Origin of the sequence: Haloarchaeobius ordinarius, assembly GCF_051801355.1 — an archaeon.
GTDB lineage: Archaea > Halobacteriota > Halobacteria > Halobacteriales > Natrialbaceae > Haloarchaeobius.
This window is the reverse complement of sequence record NZ_CP196560.1, coordinates 919,799-933,448: the sequence shown is the minus strand read 5'-3', so window position 1 is coordinate 933,448 and position 13,650 is coordinate 919,799. Positions and strand designations below refer to the sequence as shown.

13 protein-coding genes are annotated in these 13,650 nt (G+C 67.8%); 5 read left to right on the top strand and 8 right to left on the bottom strand.

Translation table 11 applies throughout. The features are described 5' to 3' along the window. Positions 1 to 35: 35 nt before the first annotated feature. Positions 36 to 1,337, bottom strand: a complete 1,302-nt coding sequence (locus ACSC1R_RS04835; RefSeq protein WP_439027945.1) for an NADH:flavin oxidoreductase — start codon at positions 1,335 to 1,337, stop codon at positions 36 to 38. A 34-nt stretch (positions 1,338 to 1,371) separates the two neighbouring features. Continuing rightward, entirely contained in the window at positions 1,372 to 1,956 is a 585-nt protein-coding gene (locus tag ACSC1R_RS04830) for a class I SAM-dependent methyltransferase (protein ID WP_439027944.1), read from the bottom strand. Positions 1,957 to 2,069: 113 nt separating this feature from the next. Between ACSC1R_RS04830 and ACSC1R_RS04825 the strand changes: the two genes are divergently transcribed. Continuing rightward, on the top strand, positions 2,070 to 2,612 hold the full coding sequence (locus ACSC1R_RS04825) for a hypothetical protein (RefSeq protein ID WP_439027943.1): 543 nt from the start codon (positions 2,070 to 2,072) through the stop codon (positions 2,610 to 2,612). A 5-nt stretch (positions 2,613 to 2,617) separates the two neighbouring features. Here the strand turns inward: ACSC1R_RS04825 and ACSC1R_RS04820 are convergent, their stop codons facing one another. The 5 genes from ACSC1R_RS04820 to ACSC1R_RS04800 form a co-directional block, all read right to left on the bottom strand. After that, positions 2,618 to 2,944: a 2Fe-2S iron-sulfur cluster-binding protein gene (locus ACSC1R_RS04820; protein WP_439027942.1), complete on the bottom strand. Its 327-nt coding sequence runs from the start codon at positions 2,942 to 2,944 to the stop codon at positions 2,618 to 2,620. Further along, on the bottom strand, positions 2,941 to 4,368 hold the full coding sequence (locus ACSC1R_RS04815) for a selenium-binding protein SBP56-related protein (protein ID WP_439027941.1): 1,428 nt from the start codon (positions 4,366 to 4,368) through the stop codon (positions 2,941 to 2,943). The genes ACSC1R_RS04820 and ACSC1R_RS04815 overlap by 4 nt, the downstream gene beginning before the upstream one ends. 105 nt (positions 4,369 to 4,473) lie before the next feature. Next, positions 4,474 to 4,995, bottom strand: coding sequence for a KEOPS complex subunit Cgi121 (cgi121, locus tag ACSC1R_RS04810; RefSeq protein ID WP_439027940.1), 522 nt, complete (start codon positions 4,993 to 4,995; stop codon positions 4,474 to 4,476). After that, positions 4,995 to 7,409, bottom strand: a complete 2,415-nt coding sequence (locus ACSC1R_RS04805) for an ATP-dependent DNA helicase (protein WP_439027939.1) — start codon at positions 7,407 to 7,409, stop codon at positions 4,995 to 4,997. The genes cgi121 and ACSC1R_RS04805 overlap by 1 nt, the downstream gene beginning before the upstream one ends. Positions 7,410 to 7,435: 26 nt before the next feature. After that, complete coding sequence (locus ACSC1R_RS04800; protein ID WP_439027938.1) at positions 7,436 to 7,900, bottom strand: DUF6653 family protein; 465 nt, start codon at positions 7,898 to 7,900, stop codon at positions 7,436 to 7,438. Positions 7,901 to 8,216: 316 nt separating this feature from the next. Between ACSC1R_RS04800 and ACSC1R_RS04795 the strand changes: the two genes are divergently transcribed. From ACSC1R_RS04795 to ACSC1R_RS04780, 4 genes are all read left to right on the top strand, one after another. Beyond that, positions 8,217 to 8,465 carry a ferredoxin gene (locus tag ACSC1R_RS04795; protein ID WP_439027937.1) on the top strand — a complete coding sequence of 83 codons (249 nt, stop codon included), beginning with the start codon at positions 8,217 to 8,219 and terminating at the stop codon, positions 8,463 to 8,465. Between the two features lie 87 nt (positions 8,466 to 8,552). Further along, a complete protein-coding gene (locus ACSC1R_RS04790) occupies positions 8,553 to 10,526 on the top strand; it encodes a bacterio-opsin activator domain-containing protein (protein ID WP_439027936.1) in 1,974 nt (657 codons plus the stop codon). An 80-nt stretch (positions 10,527 to 10,606) separates the two neighbouring features. Beyond that, positions 10,607 to 11,332, top strand: coding sequence for a lycopene cyclase domain-containing protein (locus ACSC1R_RS04785; protein WP_439027935.1), 726 nt, complete (start codon positions 10,607 to 10,609; stop codon positions 11,330 to 11,332). After that, positions 11,323 to 12,339, top strand: a complete 1,017-nt coding sequence (locus tag ACSC1R_RS04780; RefSeq protein ID WP_439027934.1) for a Brp/Blh family beta-carotene 15,15'-dioxygenase — start codon at positions 11,323 to 11,325, stop codon at positions 12,337 to 12,339. Before ACSC1R_RS04785 ends, ACSC1R_RS04780 begins: the two co-directional genes overlap by 10 nt. Positions 12,340 to 12,552: 213 nt before the next feature. On the opposite strand, the gene mdh is transcribed toward ACSC1R_RS04780, so the two are convergent. Further along, a complete protein-coding gene (gene mdh, locus ACSC1R_RS04775; RefSeq protein WP_439027933.1) occupies positions 12,553 to 13,467 on the bottom strand; it encodes a malate dehydrogenase in 915 nt (304 codons plus the stop codon). Positions 13,468 to 13,650: the final 183 nt, after the last annotated feature.

The following is a 13,650-nucleotide window of genomic DNA, read 5'->3' as shown; positions in this document are numbered from 1 at the left end:
CGTTCATCACCGTTCGACGGCCCGTCGTCCCCCGTTCAGCCGTCGTCGTACGCGCCCGCTTGCTCGAACTCGCCGCGGCGTCGCAGCACCGACGGGGTCCGGCACTGGCCGACGGCTCCGGTGACCTGTGGGACCGTGCAGTTGTTGCAGTTCGCACAGACGACGCGGGTCTCGTCGCTGGTGTCGTCCCCGAGCAGCCGAGCCGCGAGCTTCGGCTCGGCGTAGAACGGGCGGGCCATCCCGGCCATGTCACACGCATCTCCGAGCAGGCGGTCCATCTGTCCGCGTTCGCGAACGCCGCCTTCGAGCAGGACCGGGACGTCGACGGCCTCGCGGACCCGACGGGCGAGGTCGGCGTTCCAGGCGGGGTCGAAGTCGAACTGGAAGGACTCGAGCCAGTTCATGAACCGGACACCCCGTGTCCGAAGCCGACCGCCGAACGCTTCGCTATAGCCGTCCTGGAACGTCTCGTCGCGCCACGCCCGGTCGGGGTACTCGCCGCGGACGATGCTCATGTCCCAGACGACGGAGGTCCGCACCGGGACGATGGCGTCGTAGCCGATGTCGGTGAGTCGTCGGGCGATGCCGACGGCGTCGGCGTCTCCGAGTTTCCGCCGGACCACTGGCGGGGCGGGCGACTCCGAAGGGACCTTCGTGACGATGGGGGTGTCACCGACGCGCTCGCGCAACTCGTCGTGGACGAGTTCGAGGAACCGCACGCCGTCGCCGAACTCGTCGTCGCGGCGGTTGTAGAAGGGCGAGAGGAACTGCTGGATGATACCCATGTTCGCGCCGGCGAGGTGGATACCGTCGTACCCCGCGTCGACGCAGCGTTCGCCGGCCTTTCCGAAGGATTCGGCGAGTTCGTACACCGCCTCGGTGGTCATCACCTGTGGGTCGAAGTGCAGGAAGCCGAGTCGGTCTAGCAGCCGGAGCTGCCAGGGTGGCCGAGACACCGCGAGTTGTCGCTCACCGGGATGCTCCTCGCGGTAGCCTGCGTGCCACGTCTCCATGCTTCGTAACCCGCCGTGTTCGAGCTGGACGAATATCTTCCCGCCGTGGTCGTGGATGGCGTCTGTGAGCGTCGACAACCGGGAGACGAACTCGTCGTCGTGGACTCGTGTCATCCCCGGGGCGGCACAGCCACCGGACTCCGTGACGATTGTCGCACCCTGGAAGACGAGGCCGACACCCGACTCGGCTGCCGGTTCGAGGTCTGCGATGAGGGTGTCGACCGCGTCCTCACCGTTCCCGGCACATTCGAGGAGTGGTGCACGATACAGCCGGTTCGGTACCTCGCAGTCGCCGATGGTTACGGGGTCGTCCAGCCGCGGCATGGTGGGGACTTCGCGCGGGAATGCCAAGAAGGTGTCACCGACAGAGTAGACCGTAGTGGTACGGCGGCAGGTCGACCACGTCGACCGCCTCGAAGCCGGCCGACCGGACGAGGTCGATGCAGTCGGCCTCGCACAGCCGCAGGTCGGTCGGCGGCCCGCGCTCCTCGTCGAGCACCGTGGTCTCCTCGCGAGGCAGGTCGTGCCAGTTGACGACGACGAGCCGACCCCCGTCGCGTAGCACCTCGTGGGCGGTCCGGAGGAAGTCGATGGGCTCTGGGACACCGTGGAACGTGTTCGCGAACAGGACCACGTCGACTGGTTCGGGCAGGAGGTCGGGGAGGTCGCGGGCGTCGCCCTGGATCGTCTCGATGCGGCCGAGGCCGGCGTCGGCTGCTCTCTGGGCGAGTTCCGCCAGCAGGCCCGCGTCGAGGTCGACCGCGTACACCGGTTCGCCCGTGAGACGAGCCGCCGGCAGGGTGAAGTGACCGTTCCCCGATGCCACGTCGGCGACGGTGTCGCCCGCCTCAAGACCGAGGTCGCGGAGCGTCCCGGCCGGGTCGGGCCAGAGTTCGCTCCACCAGTCGCGGTCCGGCTGTCCCGTGTTCTGGAACTGGTCCATACCTCGGGGCAGGCGAGTGCTCGACAAAAGCGCTCTGGGGATTGACTCCCGTCGCTCCAAACCACTGCGATCTACATGGGAAGGGACATGTCCGGTGGCGGTGAACTTGGCGCATGGTCTCCGACGACACCTCCCGCCGTCGACTCCTCCGGGCCGGCGTCGCGGGTGCTGGTTCAGCACTCCTCGCCGGCTGTAGCGGACTGCTCGACTCTCCACAGTTCGCGCGGCGGCTCGAGAGCGATACCGAACGGTCCGTCATCGCGGGTGGTCCGACGCCCGATGCGGGCCCGCAGTTCGTGGCGACCGTCGCCACAAGCGAAGCGCAGGCCGCAGCGCGACTGAACCTCGACGCCCTCGCCGAGGCCGGGCGGGACCCATGGATGGACGTGGACTACTCGACCGCCTTCGTCACAGCGTTCGTCTCCCGGCTGCAGGTCACCCCACCGGGCATCTCGAAGGGTGGCTGTCCCCGGAGCAGGGTGACGGACGACGCCGTCGAGTTCCGCCTCGGCTTCGAGTCGTGGCCGGATCCGGTCGACGACGAACTGTTCACGGTCATGGAGAAGTGGCGACGGAACGGGACCGAGCCACCCGAGACGGCCACCGTCGCGGTGACGTTCGGCCCTGACGGTCCCGGACATGGCTGTTTCGACTGACTCGGCTACTTCCACGGGTTCGGCACGAGTTCGGCCTGCACTTCGCTCCCGACCCGCAGCGTGCAGTCGCTCCGCGGCTGGGCGATGCAGGGCAACACGTACCCCAAATCGAGATGTCTCTCCTTCAGCCCACGTGGCGGCCTGACGTGTTCGATATCCCCCTCTAACAGCTCGGCGGCACAGGTCGCACACGCCCCGGTCCGACAGCCGAACGGGAGGCCGAGTCCCAGTTCCTCGCTCGCCGTGATGAGGTCCGTATCCCCCTGAATCTCGCGGGTTTCGGAGCGCCCCGACGGCCACTCGAACCTGACCGCGAACCGCTCGCCGCTCACGACCAGACGTCGCTGGTGCAGTCGCCGTCGGGCCAGCGAATCTCGTGGGCGCGGGCCGGGCCGTGAGGCATGTCGCCGAAGTCGACCATGAAGTCCTCGTCGAGTTCCATAGTTCCCTTGCGCGGGTTCACGTCGGCCTTCAGCATCACCGACCCCTGCGTGCCCTCGTCGGGGAAGAACTGGTTGTCCCACGAGGAGAACAGCGAGGTGGTCCAGTAGAGGCGTTCGCCGTCGAGACTGAGCTGGAGCATCTGCGGGCCGCCGAAGACGGGTCGGTCGTCTTCGCCCGTGGGCCGTCGCGGGCCGAAGTTCCCGCCCGCCCAGACGCTGTCGACGTGGCGCGGGTTCGCCGGGTCCGAGACGTCGTACATCCGGACCTCGCCGTGGAGCCAGTTCGAGAAGAACAGGTAACGGTCGTCCATCGACACCAGCAGGTCCGTGACGAGGCCGGGCACCGGGAAGTCCCAGTCCTCGTGCTCGCGCGGTTCCACGTCGATGACCCTGTCTGCATGATATTCCCCGCCCTGCTCGTAGAAGTGAAAGACATTGGAAGACAGCGCCGCGCCCACGAACCCGTGGGTCGACACCGGGGAGTGCAGGAACCGCACTTCGAGGGGAATCTGGCCCTCCTCGCCCAGGTCGATGGTCTGGAGCACCTCTCGCTCGCTCCAGTCCCAGACGTTGATCCTGTGGCCGTACTTGCCCGCCTCCACGTCCTCGAGGTCGAAGCCGGGGTAGTACGTCTTCGGGGCGGCCCACTCGGTCGATATCATCACGTTCTGGCGCGGCTGGTACCAGTAGTCGTAGTTCATGTCGATGTCGCCCGGGGCGTCCCACCGGCCCGCGACCTCGAAGTCGTGGTCCAGTTCGAGGAACCCGCCCGGGAGGTCGCCGTCGGCGTTCCCCAGCATGCTCACGAGTATCTTCCCTTCGGGCACGCAGTGGACCGTATGCGGGGCCGACAGGTCGTGTGCGAACACCTCCTCGGGTTCGATGACCTTCGCTAGCTCGGGGTTCAGCCGGTCCGTTGCGTCGATGACGTGCAGGCGTGAGGAGCGCTGGCCGGGCACCAGCAGGTGGCTTCGCGCCAGCCCTTCCATGTGACACGAGGACGAGCAGGCGTTCCACCCGAAGTGGTGGAGCTCGTCGCCCTTGTTCGGCATCTCGACCCTGTTGACGACCTGCTGGTAGGTGTTCGATTCTGGGTCGAGGTCGACGACGGCCAGGAAGTCCGGGGCGTCGACGTCGGTCCCGACGTACAGCCCCATGACGTACGCGAGTTTCTCGCGGCCACCCTCCTCGATGGCCGCCTGCGGTGTGGCGTAGCCCGGTCCGTGGTGCTCGTGATGGGCGTGGTCGCCGTGGCCAGCGTGGTGGTCGTGGTCGCCGTGGGAGTCGTCGTCGGGGCGGTGAGCGTCGCTCATGTGACTGTGTACCACGCGTAGTGGAGTCAACCTGTAGCTTGCAAACTAATGGAATCACACTACCGATACTGTCGACCGCTGCCGGGTGGTGCAGTCCCCGTCCCGTTACCTGTTCACCGTCAGCAACACGGTCCGTTCCTGGACCAGCTCCGAAAGCGTCGCATCGGTAGCTGCCCGTTCCACGCCACCGACCTCGAAGAACTCACAGATTCGGTCCTCGTCCGCGGCATCCCCGAGCGTTTCGGCCGGTTCCAGCAGTTCGCCGAGGGCTTCGGCAGCCGCCATCTCTGCGTCGTCGGTCTCGAACGGCGCGTCGGGGAACTGGGAGACCACGACCGCCACGACGGGCGTCTCTCCCTCGCCGACGCCCATCGTCAGCGCCTCCGAAATCTGGCGCCGACCTGCGGCGTACAGCAGAATCTCGACTGCTGGGTCGCGGGCGACGGCCTCGTCGCGGAGCCACGCCCGGGCGGCCTGCCTGACCGCTGCCTCGAGGTGTGCGCGGTCCACCACGTACCGGGCGTCGAACGCCTGGACCACGCAGTCGTGCTCGCCCCCGACCGCGCCGATTCGGGAGACGAAGTCGTCGATGTCCTCGACCGTCGCCGTTCCTTCGAGTACGTGCATCAGAAATCACCCAGGCTGGTCTGGCTCTGTTCGGTCTCGTCGTCGGGTTCTTCCTCGCCACCGTCACCGCCGTCGCCGGTACGCTCGAACACCGCTTCCGTCTCGGGGTCGGCGTCGACTCCCTCCATCGAGGGGTCCTCCCGGCCCGCGTTCTCCAGGATGTTCTCGGCGGTCTTTTGCCGCCCGTCGAGTGCGGCCAGCACGACGCTCTTGTCCGCGTCGCGGATGTCTGCGGGTGTCTCGATACCCGCTTCGAACAGCTGTCTGGCACGTTTCCGACCGATACCGCGCACCCCGACGAGTTCGAGCAGTTCCTCGTTGACACCGTCTTCGACCCGCTTCTTGGCGTCCCGCACCCCGCGAGTGACGCTCCCGGGGAGGTCGAGTTCGCCCGAGATGCGCTCGGCCGCGCCCAGCAGCCACTGGGCGGTCTCGACCTTGCCGCGCAGGTCCCCCGGCCCGACCTGGTAGTCGGCCGTGATGCGGTCCTCGTCGACCTCGCTCGCCCAGTCCTCGAGCAGGCGGGCGGTCTTCAGCGCCTGGAGCCAGTCCTCCCAGCGGTGTTCCTCGTACTCAGAGGGTGCACTGCCGAGGAACTCGGTCTCGCGCTCGTAGTGCAGTTCCGAGTACTCCTCGCGGTCGCCCGACTTGAGGTAGAGTTCGTACATGTCCGGCGTTCTGGAGACGAGGTGGTACAGGCCGAGGGCGGTCGGTTTCTCGACTTTCGGGGGCTCGTCGTCTGGCTGGTCCTCGCCCTCGCTGTCGTCGTCGCCGATGCTGTACGTCTGGAACCCGGCACTGCTGTCGCTCGCGTCGAAGCTCGCACTCGAACTGCTGGCGGTTCCCGGGCCCTGTCCGGCCCACGCCCGCAGTCCGTCGATGATGGTCGCGGCACTCATCGGGTCGAGGTAGAGCTGCGAGACGGTGTGGCCGATGGCCGTCGCCGAGAGTTCGTCGCCGTCGACCTCGACGAAGCCGTTGTGTTCGAGGTAGTCGAGCATCGAGTCCATCACGCGCTCCAGCCGGCCTTCCTCGGTCGATTGCGCAGCGTACAGTGTCTCTTCGAGGAACGCCTGCAGGCCGCTTCGGGTGCGGGCGAACCCGGAGGCGATGGTCGCGAGCACGTGGGTCCGCATCGCCGGTTCGGCGGCGAGTTTCGAGCGCACCGGCTCGGGCTCGGCGTACACGTACCGGTCGAACAGGTCCTCGCGGTCGTCGTGATTGGAGGCCAGCAGCACCGCCTCGCCGTAGGGGTCCCGGCCTGGCCGACCGGCTCGGCCCATCATCTGGTGGACTTCGAGCACCGACAGCGGGGCCATCCCGCTGCCGTCGTACCGCTGCCAGTCCCGGACGATGACGCGACGACTCGGTGTGTTCACCCCGGCCGCCAGGGTGGGTGTCGCACAGATGACCCGGAGCTTGCGGTCGCGGAAGGCGTCCTCGACCAGCGAGCGGTGTTCGCGGGCGAGACCGGCGTGGTGGAACGCACCGCCCTTGGCGACCACGTCGGCTAAATCGTCGCTGGTCTCCGAATCGCTCACGCCGCGGACTTCCTCGGCGAGGGCCGCGAGTTCGTCCTTCTCGGCGGGCGTGAGGAACGGCTCGACCACCTCGGCGAGTCGTCGCGCCGCGGCCTCGGCGTTCCGCCGCGAGTTCACGAAGACCAGCGAGGCCCCGCCGTCTTCGAGTACGTCCCGGACCAGCGCGGCCTCCTGTTTCTCGCTGCCTCGTACCGGGACCTCTTTCTGGGTCCCATCGTCGAACGAGAGCGCGTTCCCGTAGTGGACGCCCTTGCGCAACTCGATGGGTCGCCAGTCGTCGTCGACCAGTTCCGCGTCGAGCCAGTCCGCGAGGTCGTCGGCGTTGCCGACCGTCGCCGAGAGGGCGACGACCTGCAGCTTCGGGTTGACCTGTCGGAGCTTGGCGAGGGTCACTTCGAGGGTCGGCCCCCGGTTCCGGTCGTCGATGAGGTGGACCTCGTCGGCGACCACGCAGGTCAGGTCGTCGATCCAGGGTGCGCCGTTTCGCACCAGCGAGTCGACCTTCTCGGAGGTGGCGACGACGATGTCCTTCTCGCCGAGCCAGCCGCCTTCTGACTCGTAGTTCCCCGTCGAGACACCGACGCTCACGCCGAACTCCGCGAACTGCTCGAACTCTGCTTTCTTCTCGGAGGCCAGCGCCCGCAGGGGCACGATGTAGAGCGCCTTCCCGCCGCGCTCGACCGCCGAGAGCATCGCCAGCGTGGCGATGAGCGTCTTCCCACTCGCCGTCGGGATGGAGGCGACGACGCTCTCGCCCTCGGTTACGCCCGCCTCGACCGCCTGTGCCTGTGGCGGGTACAGCTCCTCGATGCCCTGGCCCTGCAGGTGCTCGACGAAGGGTGCAGGGATGCCGGGCACGTCCGCCGTGTTCATTGGCCGGAGTTGGGTCCTGCTCCGGTTTAAACTGTCGTCATTTCCCGCGCCCCGGTCGCACGGGCCTCGTACAGCCGGGCCATCCGCCCGAAGAACACGAACATCAGCACCATCGAGAGGCCGGTCCCGACCAGGGCCCGAACCGGCTGGCGCTTCACGGCGGCTCGCAAGGTGTACAGCTGTACTGGCGCGGTTGCGACGACGAACAGCAGGTTCGACACCGACGACAGCAGCCCGTCGTCGAGCCACACACGCTCCCCGAGCACCACCCGCGTCGCCCACGCCGAGTCGTCGTCGGGTTCGGGCGACAGGAGCGGGTTCACCGCGACAAACACCAGAATCGCGGCCAGCAGGCGCTGCTCGCGCCGGTAGATGGCCAGTACCAGCAGCGGATAGGTCGCGACGAACGTCCAGACGCTCCAGGGGTTGGCGTGGCCCGCCCAGAAGTAGCGTTCTGCGAGATTGGGAGAGGCGTCGGCTTCGGAGGGCATCGTCCTTGAGTACGACCAGAACCCCGATAAATCACCACGGCGCGTGCGGTCAGGCGTGTCGAGCGACAGCGAGACCGCCAGGCGGAAACGCGCGAGGGACGACAGCGCGCAGCGAAGCGAGCACTGGAGTCGGCTGGGGAGGACGAGGTGCGGTGCTGTGCGGGCCGGGTGCGGTCACCACTGCCATCGGCGCGAGTTCGTCGGTCGTCGGTACCAACAGCAGTTCGACAACCCACCACCGAAACCCTCCCACAGCCTACGACCCACAACACCACCGTCCGTCAACGATTTACACCCCACGAGCGAACCCGCTCTCATGAAGATAGAGTACGACCGCGACACCTGCATCGGGATGTTCCAGTGCGTCGCCGAGTGGGAGGAGGGCTTCGAGGCCGACCGCGACGCCGGGAAGGCCGTCCTCGTCGACGGCGAGGAGACCGACGACGACCTGTTCGTCCGCGAGGTGCCCGAAGACCAGGAGTTCGACGCGAAGTTCGCCGCCCGGGTCTGCCCGGTCGACGCCATCCGGGTGTACGACGACGACGGCGAACAGCTCATCCCCTGAGAGATAAATACGGGACCTGATACTCCCTGTTGAATCGCCTCCGGGTTTGAGGGAACCTCTTTACGCCGTCAGTCAATACCAGTAGCCATGGATTCAGAGACGCGGGTCCTCCTGGTCGATGGGGACGACGGCCGTGCGGGTGAGACGGCCGACGTGCTCGTGACCGAGGGATTCGCCGTCGACGTCGTCGCGGACGCCGACGAGGCGCTCTCGGTCATGGGCCGAGCGGTGCCTCACTGTGTCGTCTGCGAGTTCGACGTCGGCGACGTGACGGGTGTCGAACTCCTCCGGACGGTCCGGGCGGTCCACGGTGACGTGCCGTTCGTGCTGTGTACGGCAGACGGAAGCGAAGCGGTCGCAGAGCGGGCGGTCGCCGCGGGCGTGGACGGGTACGTCCGCCGCGAGGGCGGCGACTGGCAGGACCGACTGCTAGAGCGCGTGCGCGAGTCGCACTCGGTCCGGACGACCGACCAGCAACTGAAAGAGCAGGCACTCGACGAAGCGCCGGTCGGCATCACCATCGCGGACGCGAACGCGCCGGACTTGCCGCTCATCTACACGAACGACGCGTTCGAGCGCCTCACGGGCTACGACCGCGAGGACGTCATCGGTCGCAACTGCCGGTTCCTGCAGGGTGAGGACTCGGACCCCGACGCAGTCCGACAGATGCGCGAGGCCATCGAGAACGAGGAGTCGGTGTCGGTCGAACTGGTGAACTACACGAAGTCGGGCGAGCGCTTCTGGAACAAGGTGGACATCGCGCCCATCCGCGACGGGTCGGGCGAGGTGTCACACTTCGTGGGCTTCCAGACGGACGTGACCGACCGGGTGCAGGCGGAGCGAACCGCCGAACAGCGCGCGGCCCAGCTCGCGGCCGAGCGCGAGGGGCTCGAACACCTGCTCGAACGCATCGACGGGCTCATCGGACAGACCGCGGGGGCGCTGGTCGAGGCGACCAGCCGCTCGGAGATCGAGGCCAGCATGTGCGAGTTACTCGCCGAGACCGACCCGTTCACCTGTGCGTGGGCGGGCGAACCCGACCTCGCGGACCACACCATCCGACCGAACGCCATCGTCGGCGGCTCCGCCGACGGCGACGCGATGGTGCTCGACGGGAGCGGCGGCCCGGTCGAGCGGGCGGTCGACACCGGCGAGGTGCAGGTGGTCTCGGTCGCCGACCTCGACGACCTGGCGTGGCACGAGGCCCGAACCGACGAGTCGTTCTCGACTGTCGCGGTCATCCCGCTGGTGTACCGCGACGCGCGGTACGGCGTGCTGACGGTGTACACCGACGACCCGGCGGCGCTGGACGACCGGGAGGCGACCATCCTCGCCGCACTGGGGCGAATGGTCGCGACGGCCATCTCGGCGGCCGAGACCCGGCGCACCCTCACCGCGGACAACATCGTCCAGCTATCGTTCACCGTCGCGGACCGCTCGGTGTTCTTCGTCGACGTGGCCGAGCGAGCGAACGCGACGCTCACCTACGCCGGCTCGGTGTACCGCGACGACGACTCGCTGGGGATGTTCTTCACCGTCGAAGCCGAGGACCCCGACGAGGTCGCTGACATCGCCGCCGAGTCGGACAGCGTCCTCGACACGAAGGTGATCACCCGGAACGAGGGCGTCAGTCTCATCGAGTTCACGGTCGCGAACGAGGGGCTGCTCTCGATGCTCGCGGCCTACGGCGCGGACGTCAAGGCCATCACGGCGAAACCTGGGACCGCCAGCGTCGAGGTGGAACTGCCCCGCGATGCCAACGCCCGGAGCATCGTCGAGACCATCGAGGCCGAGTTCGACGGCATCGACCTCACCGCCTACCGCGAACGGGAGCGGCCCGCGACGACGAAACAGGAGTTCATCGCGGCACTGGAGGACCAGCTCACCGAGCGCCAGCTGACGGCGCTCCAGCGGGCGTACTTCGGGGACTTCTTCGAGTGGCCGCGCCCGACCAGCGGGGACGACCTCGCGGACTCGATGGGCATCGCCCGGTCGACGTACCACCAGCACCTGCGGGCCGCGGAACGGAAACTCGTCGGCGAGTTCTTCGACCGCCCCTGAGCCAGCAGAGCGGGCTTTCCACGGGTCGTTGAGGAGTCCGCCGTCTATGCCATCTCTCTGTATCCCCTAGTGGGGTGTAGATGTCGACCACCCTGACCTACGCGGGGTTCCTGGTGCTGTTCGTAGTGGCGCCTATCGTCGGGCTCGCAGCCGCGTCTCGATGGCAGGGCCGCTTACTCCTCCGCGAGGGGCTGGTTCCGACGGCCCTCATGGTCGCCGTCGCCCTCGCGTACACGACCCCGTGGGACAACTACCTCATCGGCCAGGGCGTCTGGTGGTACGGCCCGGGGGCCGTCGCGCTCACCATCGGCCTCGCACCCCTCGAAGAGTACCTCTTCATGGCCTTCCAGCCGGTGCTCGCGGCCCTGTGGTTCTACACCCTCCGCTGGCCGCTGGTACATCCCGACGGGGAACTGTCGGGCCGCGTTCGCCTCGCCGGGACCGCCGGCTGGCTGGCCGCCTCGGCACTGGGCGTCTGGTTCCTGACCGCCCAGTCGACGTACTACCTCGGTGCCATCCTCGCGTGGGCGTGCCCGGTCCTCGCGCTCCAGTGGGCCGTCGGCGGCCACTACCTCTGGGCGGTGCGGCGGTCGCTCGCCCCCGTCGTCGCCCTCCCCGTGGCGTACCTCTGGGCGGTCGACTGGTACGCCATCCGACTCGGCATCTGGACCATCTCAGACGAGCACACGACCGGTACCGGACTGTTCGGTCTTCCCGTCGAGGAGATGGTGTTCTTCCTCGTCACGACCCTCCTCGTCGTCCAGGGCATCGTCCTCTATCACTGGGTGGTGGACCGATGGCGGTAGCCGTCCCGCGGCCGGTTCGTCGGACGTTCGAGCGCCTCCTGCGCCCGGAGTGGCTCCTGCTCGGTCTCGTCGCGCTTCCTTTCGCACTCGGGCTCTCTATCCCAGCCTGGGCCGAGTACCTCCCGCTCGTGGTGAGCATCCTCGTGCTGGGACTGCCACACGGGGCGGTCGACCACCTCGTCCCCGCGCGAATCGATTCCGGAAGCTCCCTCCACCGGTCGGTTCTCCTCGTCTCCGCGCTCTACATGGTCCTCGGCGGACTCTACCTGCTGGTGTGGTTCGTCGCGCCCATCCCAGCGTTCGCCTTCTTCATCGTACTCACGTGGTTCCACTGGGGCCAGGGCGACCTCTACTGCCTGCACGCGCTCTCCGACGGGGCCTACCCGACGACTCGACTCCAGCGCCTCCTGACGGTCGCAGTCCGTGGTGCACTCCCGATGCTCGTCCCCCTCGTCGCGTTCCCAGAGGGGTACGAGTCGGTCCTCGCTGCGACCGTCGGACTGTTCGGAACGGACGCGAGCGCGGTCGCGTGGGCGTTCACGTTCGAGGCGCGACTCGTCGTCGCCGCCGGATTCGCGCTGCTCGTCGCCGCCTCGCTCGCACTCGGCCTGCGCTCGGCCGACCCGACGCCCTGGAAACGCGATGCGACCGAGGTCGGCTTGCTCTCGCTGTTCTTCGCGGTCGTCCCGCCCGTCCTCGCCATCGGCCTGTACTTCTGCCTGTGGCACTCGCTTCGCCACGTCGTCCGCGTCGTCGGCCTCGACGACGTCTCGGTCGCGGCCCTCGCCAGCGACGACCCCACCGTCGCGATTCGGCGGTTTGCCCGCGATGCGGCCCCGACCACCGCCATCGCGATTGCCATCCTCGCCGGCCTCGCCATCGCGGTGCCGCAGACGCCTGCGGGGCTCACCGGTCTCGTCGCCGTCTATCTGGTCCTGCTCGCGGTGCTGACATTCCCCCACGTCGTCGTCGTCACCTTCCTCGACCGTCGCCAGGGCGTCTGGTAGCCCGCCGTAGATGTCGAAACACCGAGAAAAAAGTTATGCACATCCATGTTGACGTATCTCGTAGATACCATGTCGGGAAACGACCGCACGTCCCGCATTCGGGAGTGGGCGGAACTGATCGGGGAACAGGTTCCGGACGCTATCGAGGCCCGTGCGAACGGCAGGTTCGCCGAGCGACGGCGCCCCGGCGAACGAGAGAACTGAACTGTTGGGTTACGCGATCTTCTCGTACTGCTCGGAGAGCTTGTCGGCCGCCTCGCCGAGCTGGTCGCGCTCCAGTTCGGAGAGGTCCCACTCGACGATCTCCTCGACGCCGTCACTGCCGAGCTTGACCGGAACGCCCAGGCCGACGTCGTCGTGGCCGAACTCGCCCTCGAGCTTGACCGACGCCGGCAGGACCTCGCCGGTGTCGCGCAGGATGGCCTCGACCATGTGGGCGACGCCCGTCGCCGGGCCCCACTCGGTCGCGCCCTTGCGCTCGATGACGTTCATCGCGGACTCTTTGAGGTCGCCGAGGATCTCTTCTTTCTCGTCGTCGGAGAACTCGGGGTCGGCACCGTCGACACGGACCTTCGAGAACACGGGGACCTGCGCGTCGCCGTGCTCGCCCAGGATGGTCGCCTCGACGTTCTTGACCTGCGTGTCGAAGCGCTCGGAGAGCACGTAGCGGAAGCGCGCGGAGTCCAGTCGGCCACCGAAGCCGATGACCTTGTTCCGGTCGCGGTCGCCAGCCTCGTACAGGTGGCGGTTGAGCAGGTCGACCGGGTTCGAGGTCGTCACCGTGATGAAGTCGTCGTTGTGCTCGGCGAGCGAGGAGCCGATGTCCTCCATGATGGGGGCGTTGTCGCCCGCGAGGTCGATGCGGGTCTGGCCGGGCTGGCGCGGGATACCGGCCGTGATGACGACGACGTCAGAGCCCGCCGTGTCCGCGTAGGTGCCCTGGCGGACTTTCGTGTTCGAGTCGTACGCGATGCCGTGGTTGGCGTCCGCGGCCTGGCCGACTGTCACGTCTTCCTGGTCCGGGATGTCCACGAAGACGAGTTCGTCGACCACGTCACGAAGCGCGAGGTTGTAGCCTGCGGCGGCCCCGACGGTGCCGGCCGCGCCGACTACGCTAACTTTCGCCATAACATGCGAAACTGCTCCCGATTCCGGGTTAAACGTGTCGAAGTCGGCAGTACGGCCTGGGAACCGACACCGGCGACGCCCCCGCTCACTCCCGGACGTTCGGGCAGTCTCGGGGCCACATCCGACACAGAAATTCACAGTTCGGCACCCCCATCCGCCACCGTTGACCTGTCCCGCAGGCTT

Bases quoted from the DNA above. Each gene is read 5' to 3' on its own strand.
- ACSC1R_RS04835 (WP_439027945.1), bottom strand. From the start codon at position 1,337: ATGCCGCGGCTGGACGACCCCGTAACCATCGGCGACTGCGAGGTACCG.
- ACSC1R_RS04805 (WP_439027939.1), bottom strand. From the start codon at position 7,409: ATGAACACGGCGGACGTGCCCGGCATCCCTGCACCCTTCGTCGAGCAC.
- ACSC1R_RS04815 (WP_439027941.1), bottom strand. From the start codon at position 4,368: ATGAGCGACGCTCACCGCCCCGACGACGACTCCCACGGCGACCACGAC.
- ACSC1R_RS04830 (WP_439027944.1), bottom strand. From the start codon at position 1,956: ATGGACCAGTTCCAGAACACGGGACAGCCGGACCGCGACTGGTGGAGC.
- ACSC1R_RS04780 (WP_439027934.1), top strand. From the start codon at position 11,323: ATGGCGGTAGCCGTCCCGCGGCCGGTTCGTCGGACGTTCGAGCGCCTC.
- cgi121 (WP_439027940.1), bottom strand. From the start codon at position 4,995: ATGCACGTACTCGAAGGAACGGCGACGGTCGAGGACATCGACGACTTC.
- ACSC1R_RS04790 (WP_439027936.1), top strand. From the start codon at position 8,553: ATGGATTCAGAGACGCGGGTCCTCCTGGTCGATGGGGACGACGGCCGT.
- ACSC1R_RS04825 (WP_439027943.1), top strand. From the start codon at position 2,070: ATGGTCTCCGACGACACCTCCCGCCGTCGACTCCTCCGGGCCGGCGTC.
- ACSC1R_RS04800 (WP_439027938.1), bottom strand. From the start codon at position 7,900: ATGCCCTCCGAAGCCGACGCCTCTCCCAATCTCGCAGAACGCTACTTC.
- ACSC1R_RS04795 (WP_439027937.1), top strand. From the start codon at position 8,217: ATGAAGATAGAGTACGACCGCGACACCTGCATCGGGATGTTCCAGTGC.
- ACSC1R_RS04785 (WP_439027935.1), top strand. From the start codon at position 10,607: ATGTCGACCACCCTGACCTACGCGGGGTTCCTGGTGCTGTTCGTAGTG.
- mdh (WP_439027933.1), bottom strand. From the start codon at position 13,467: ATGGCGAAAGTTAGCGTAGTCGGCGCGGCCGGCACCGTCGGGGCCGCC.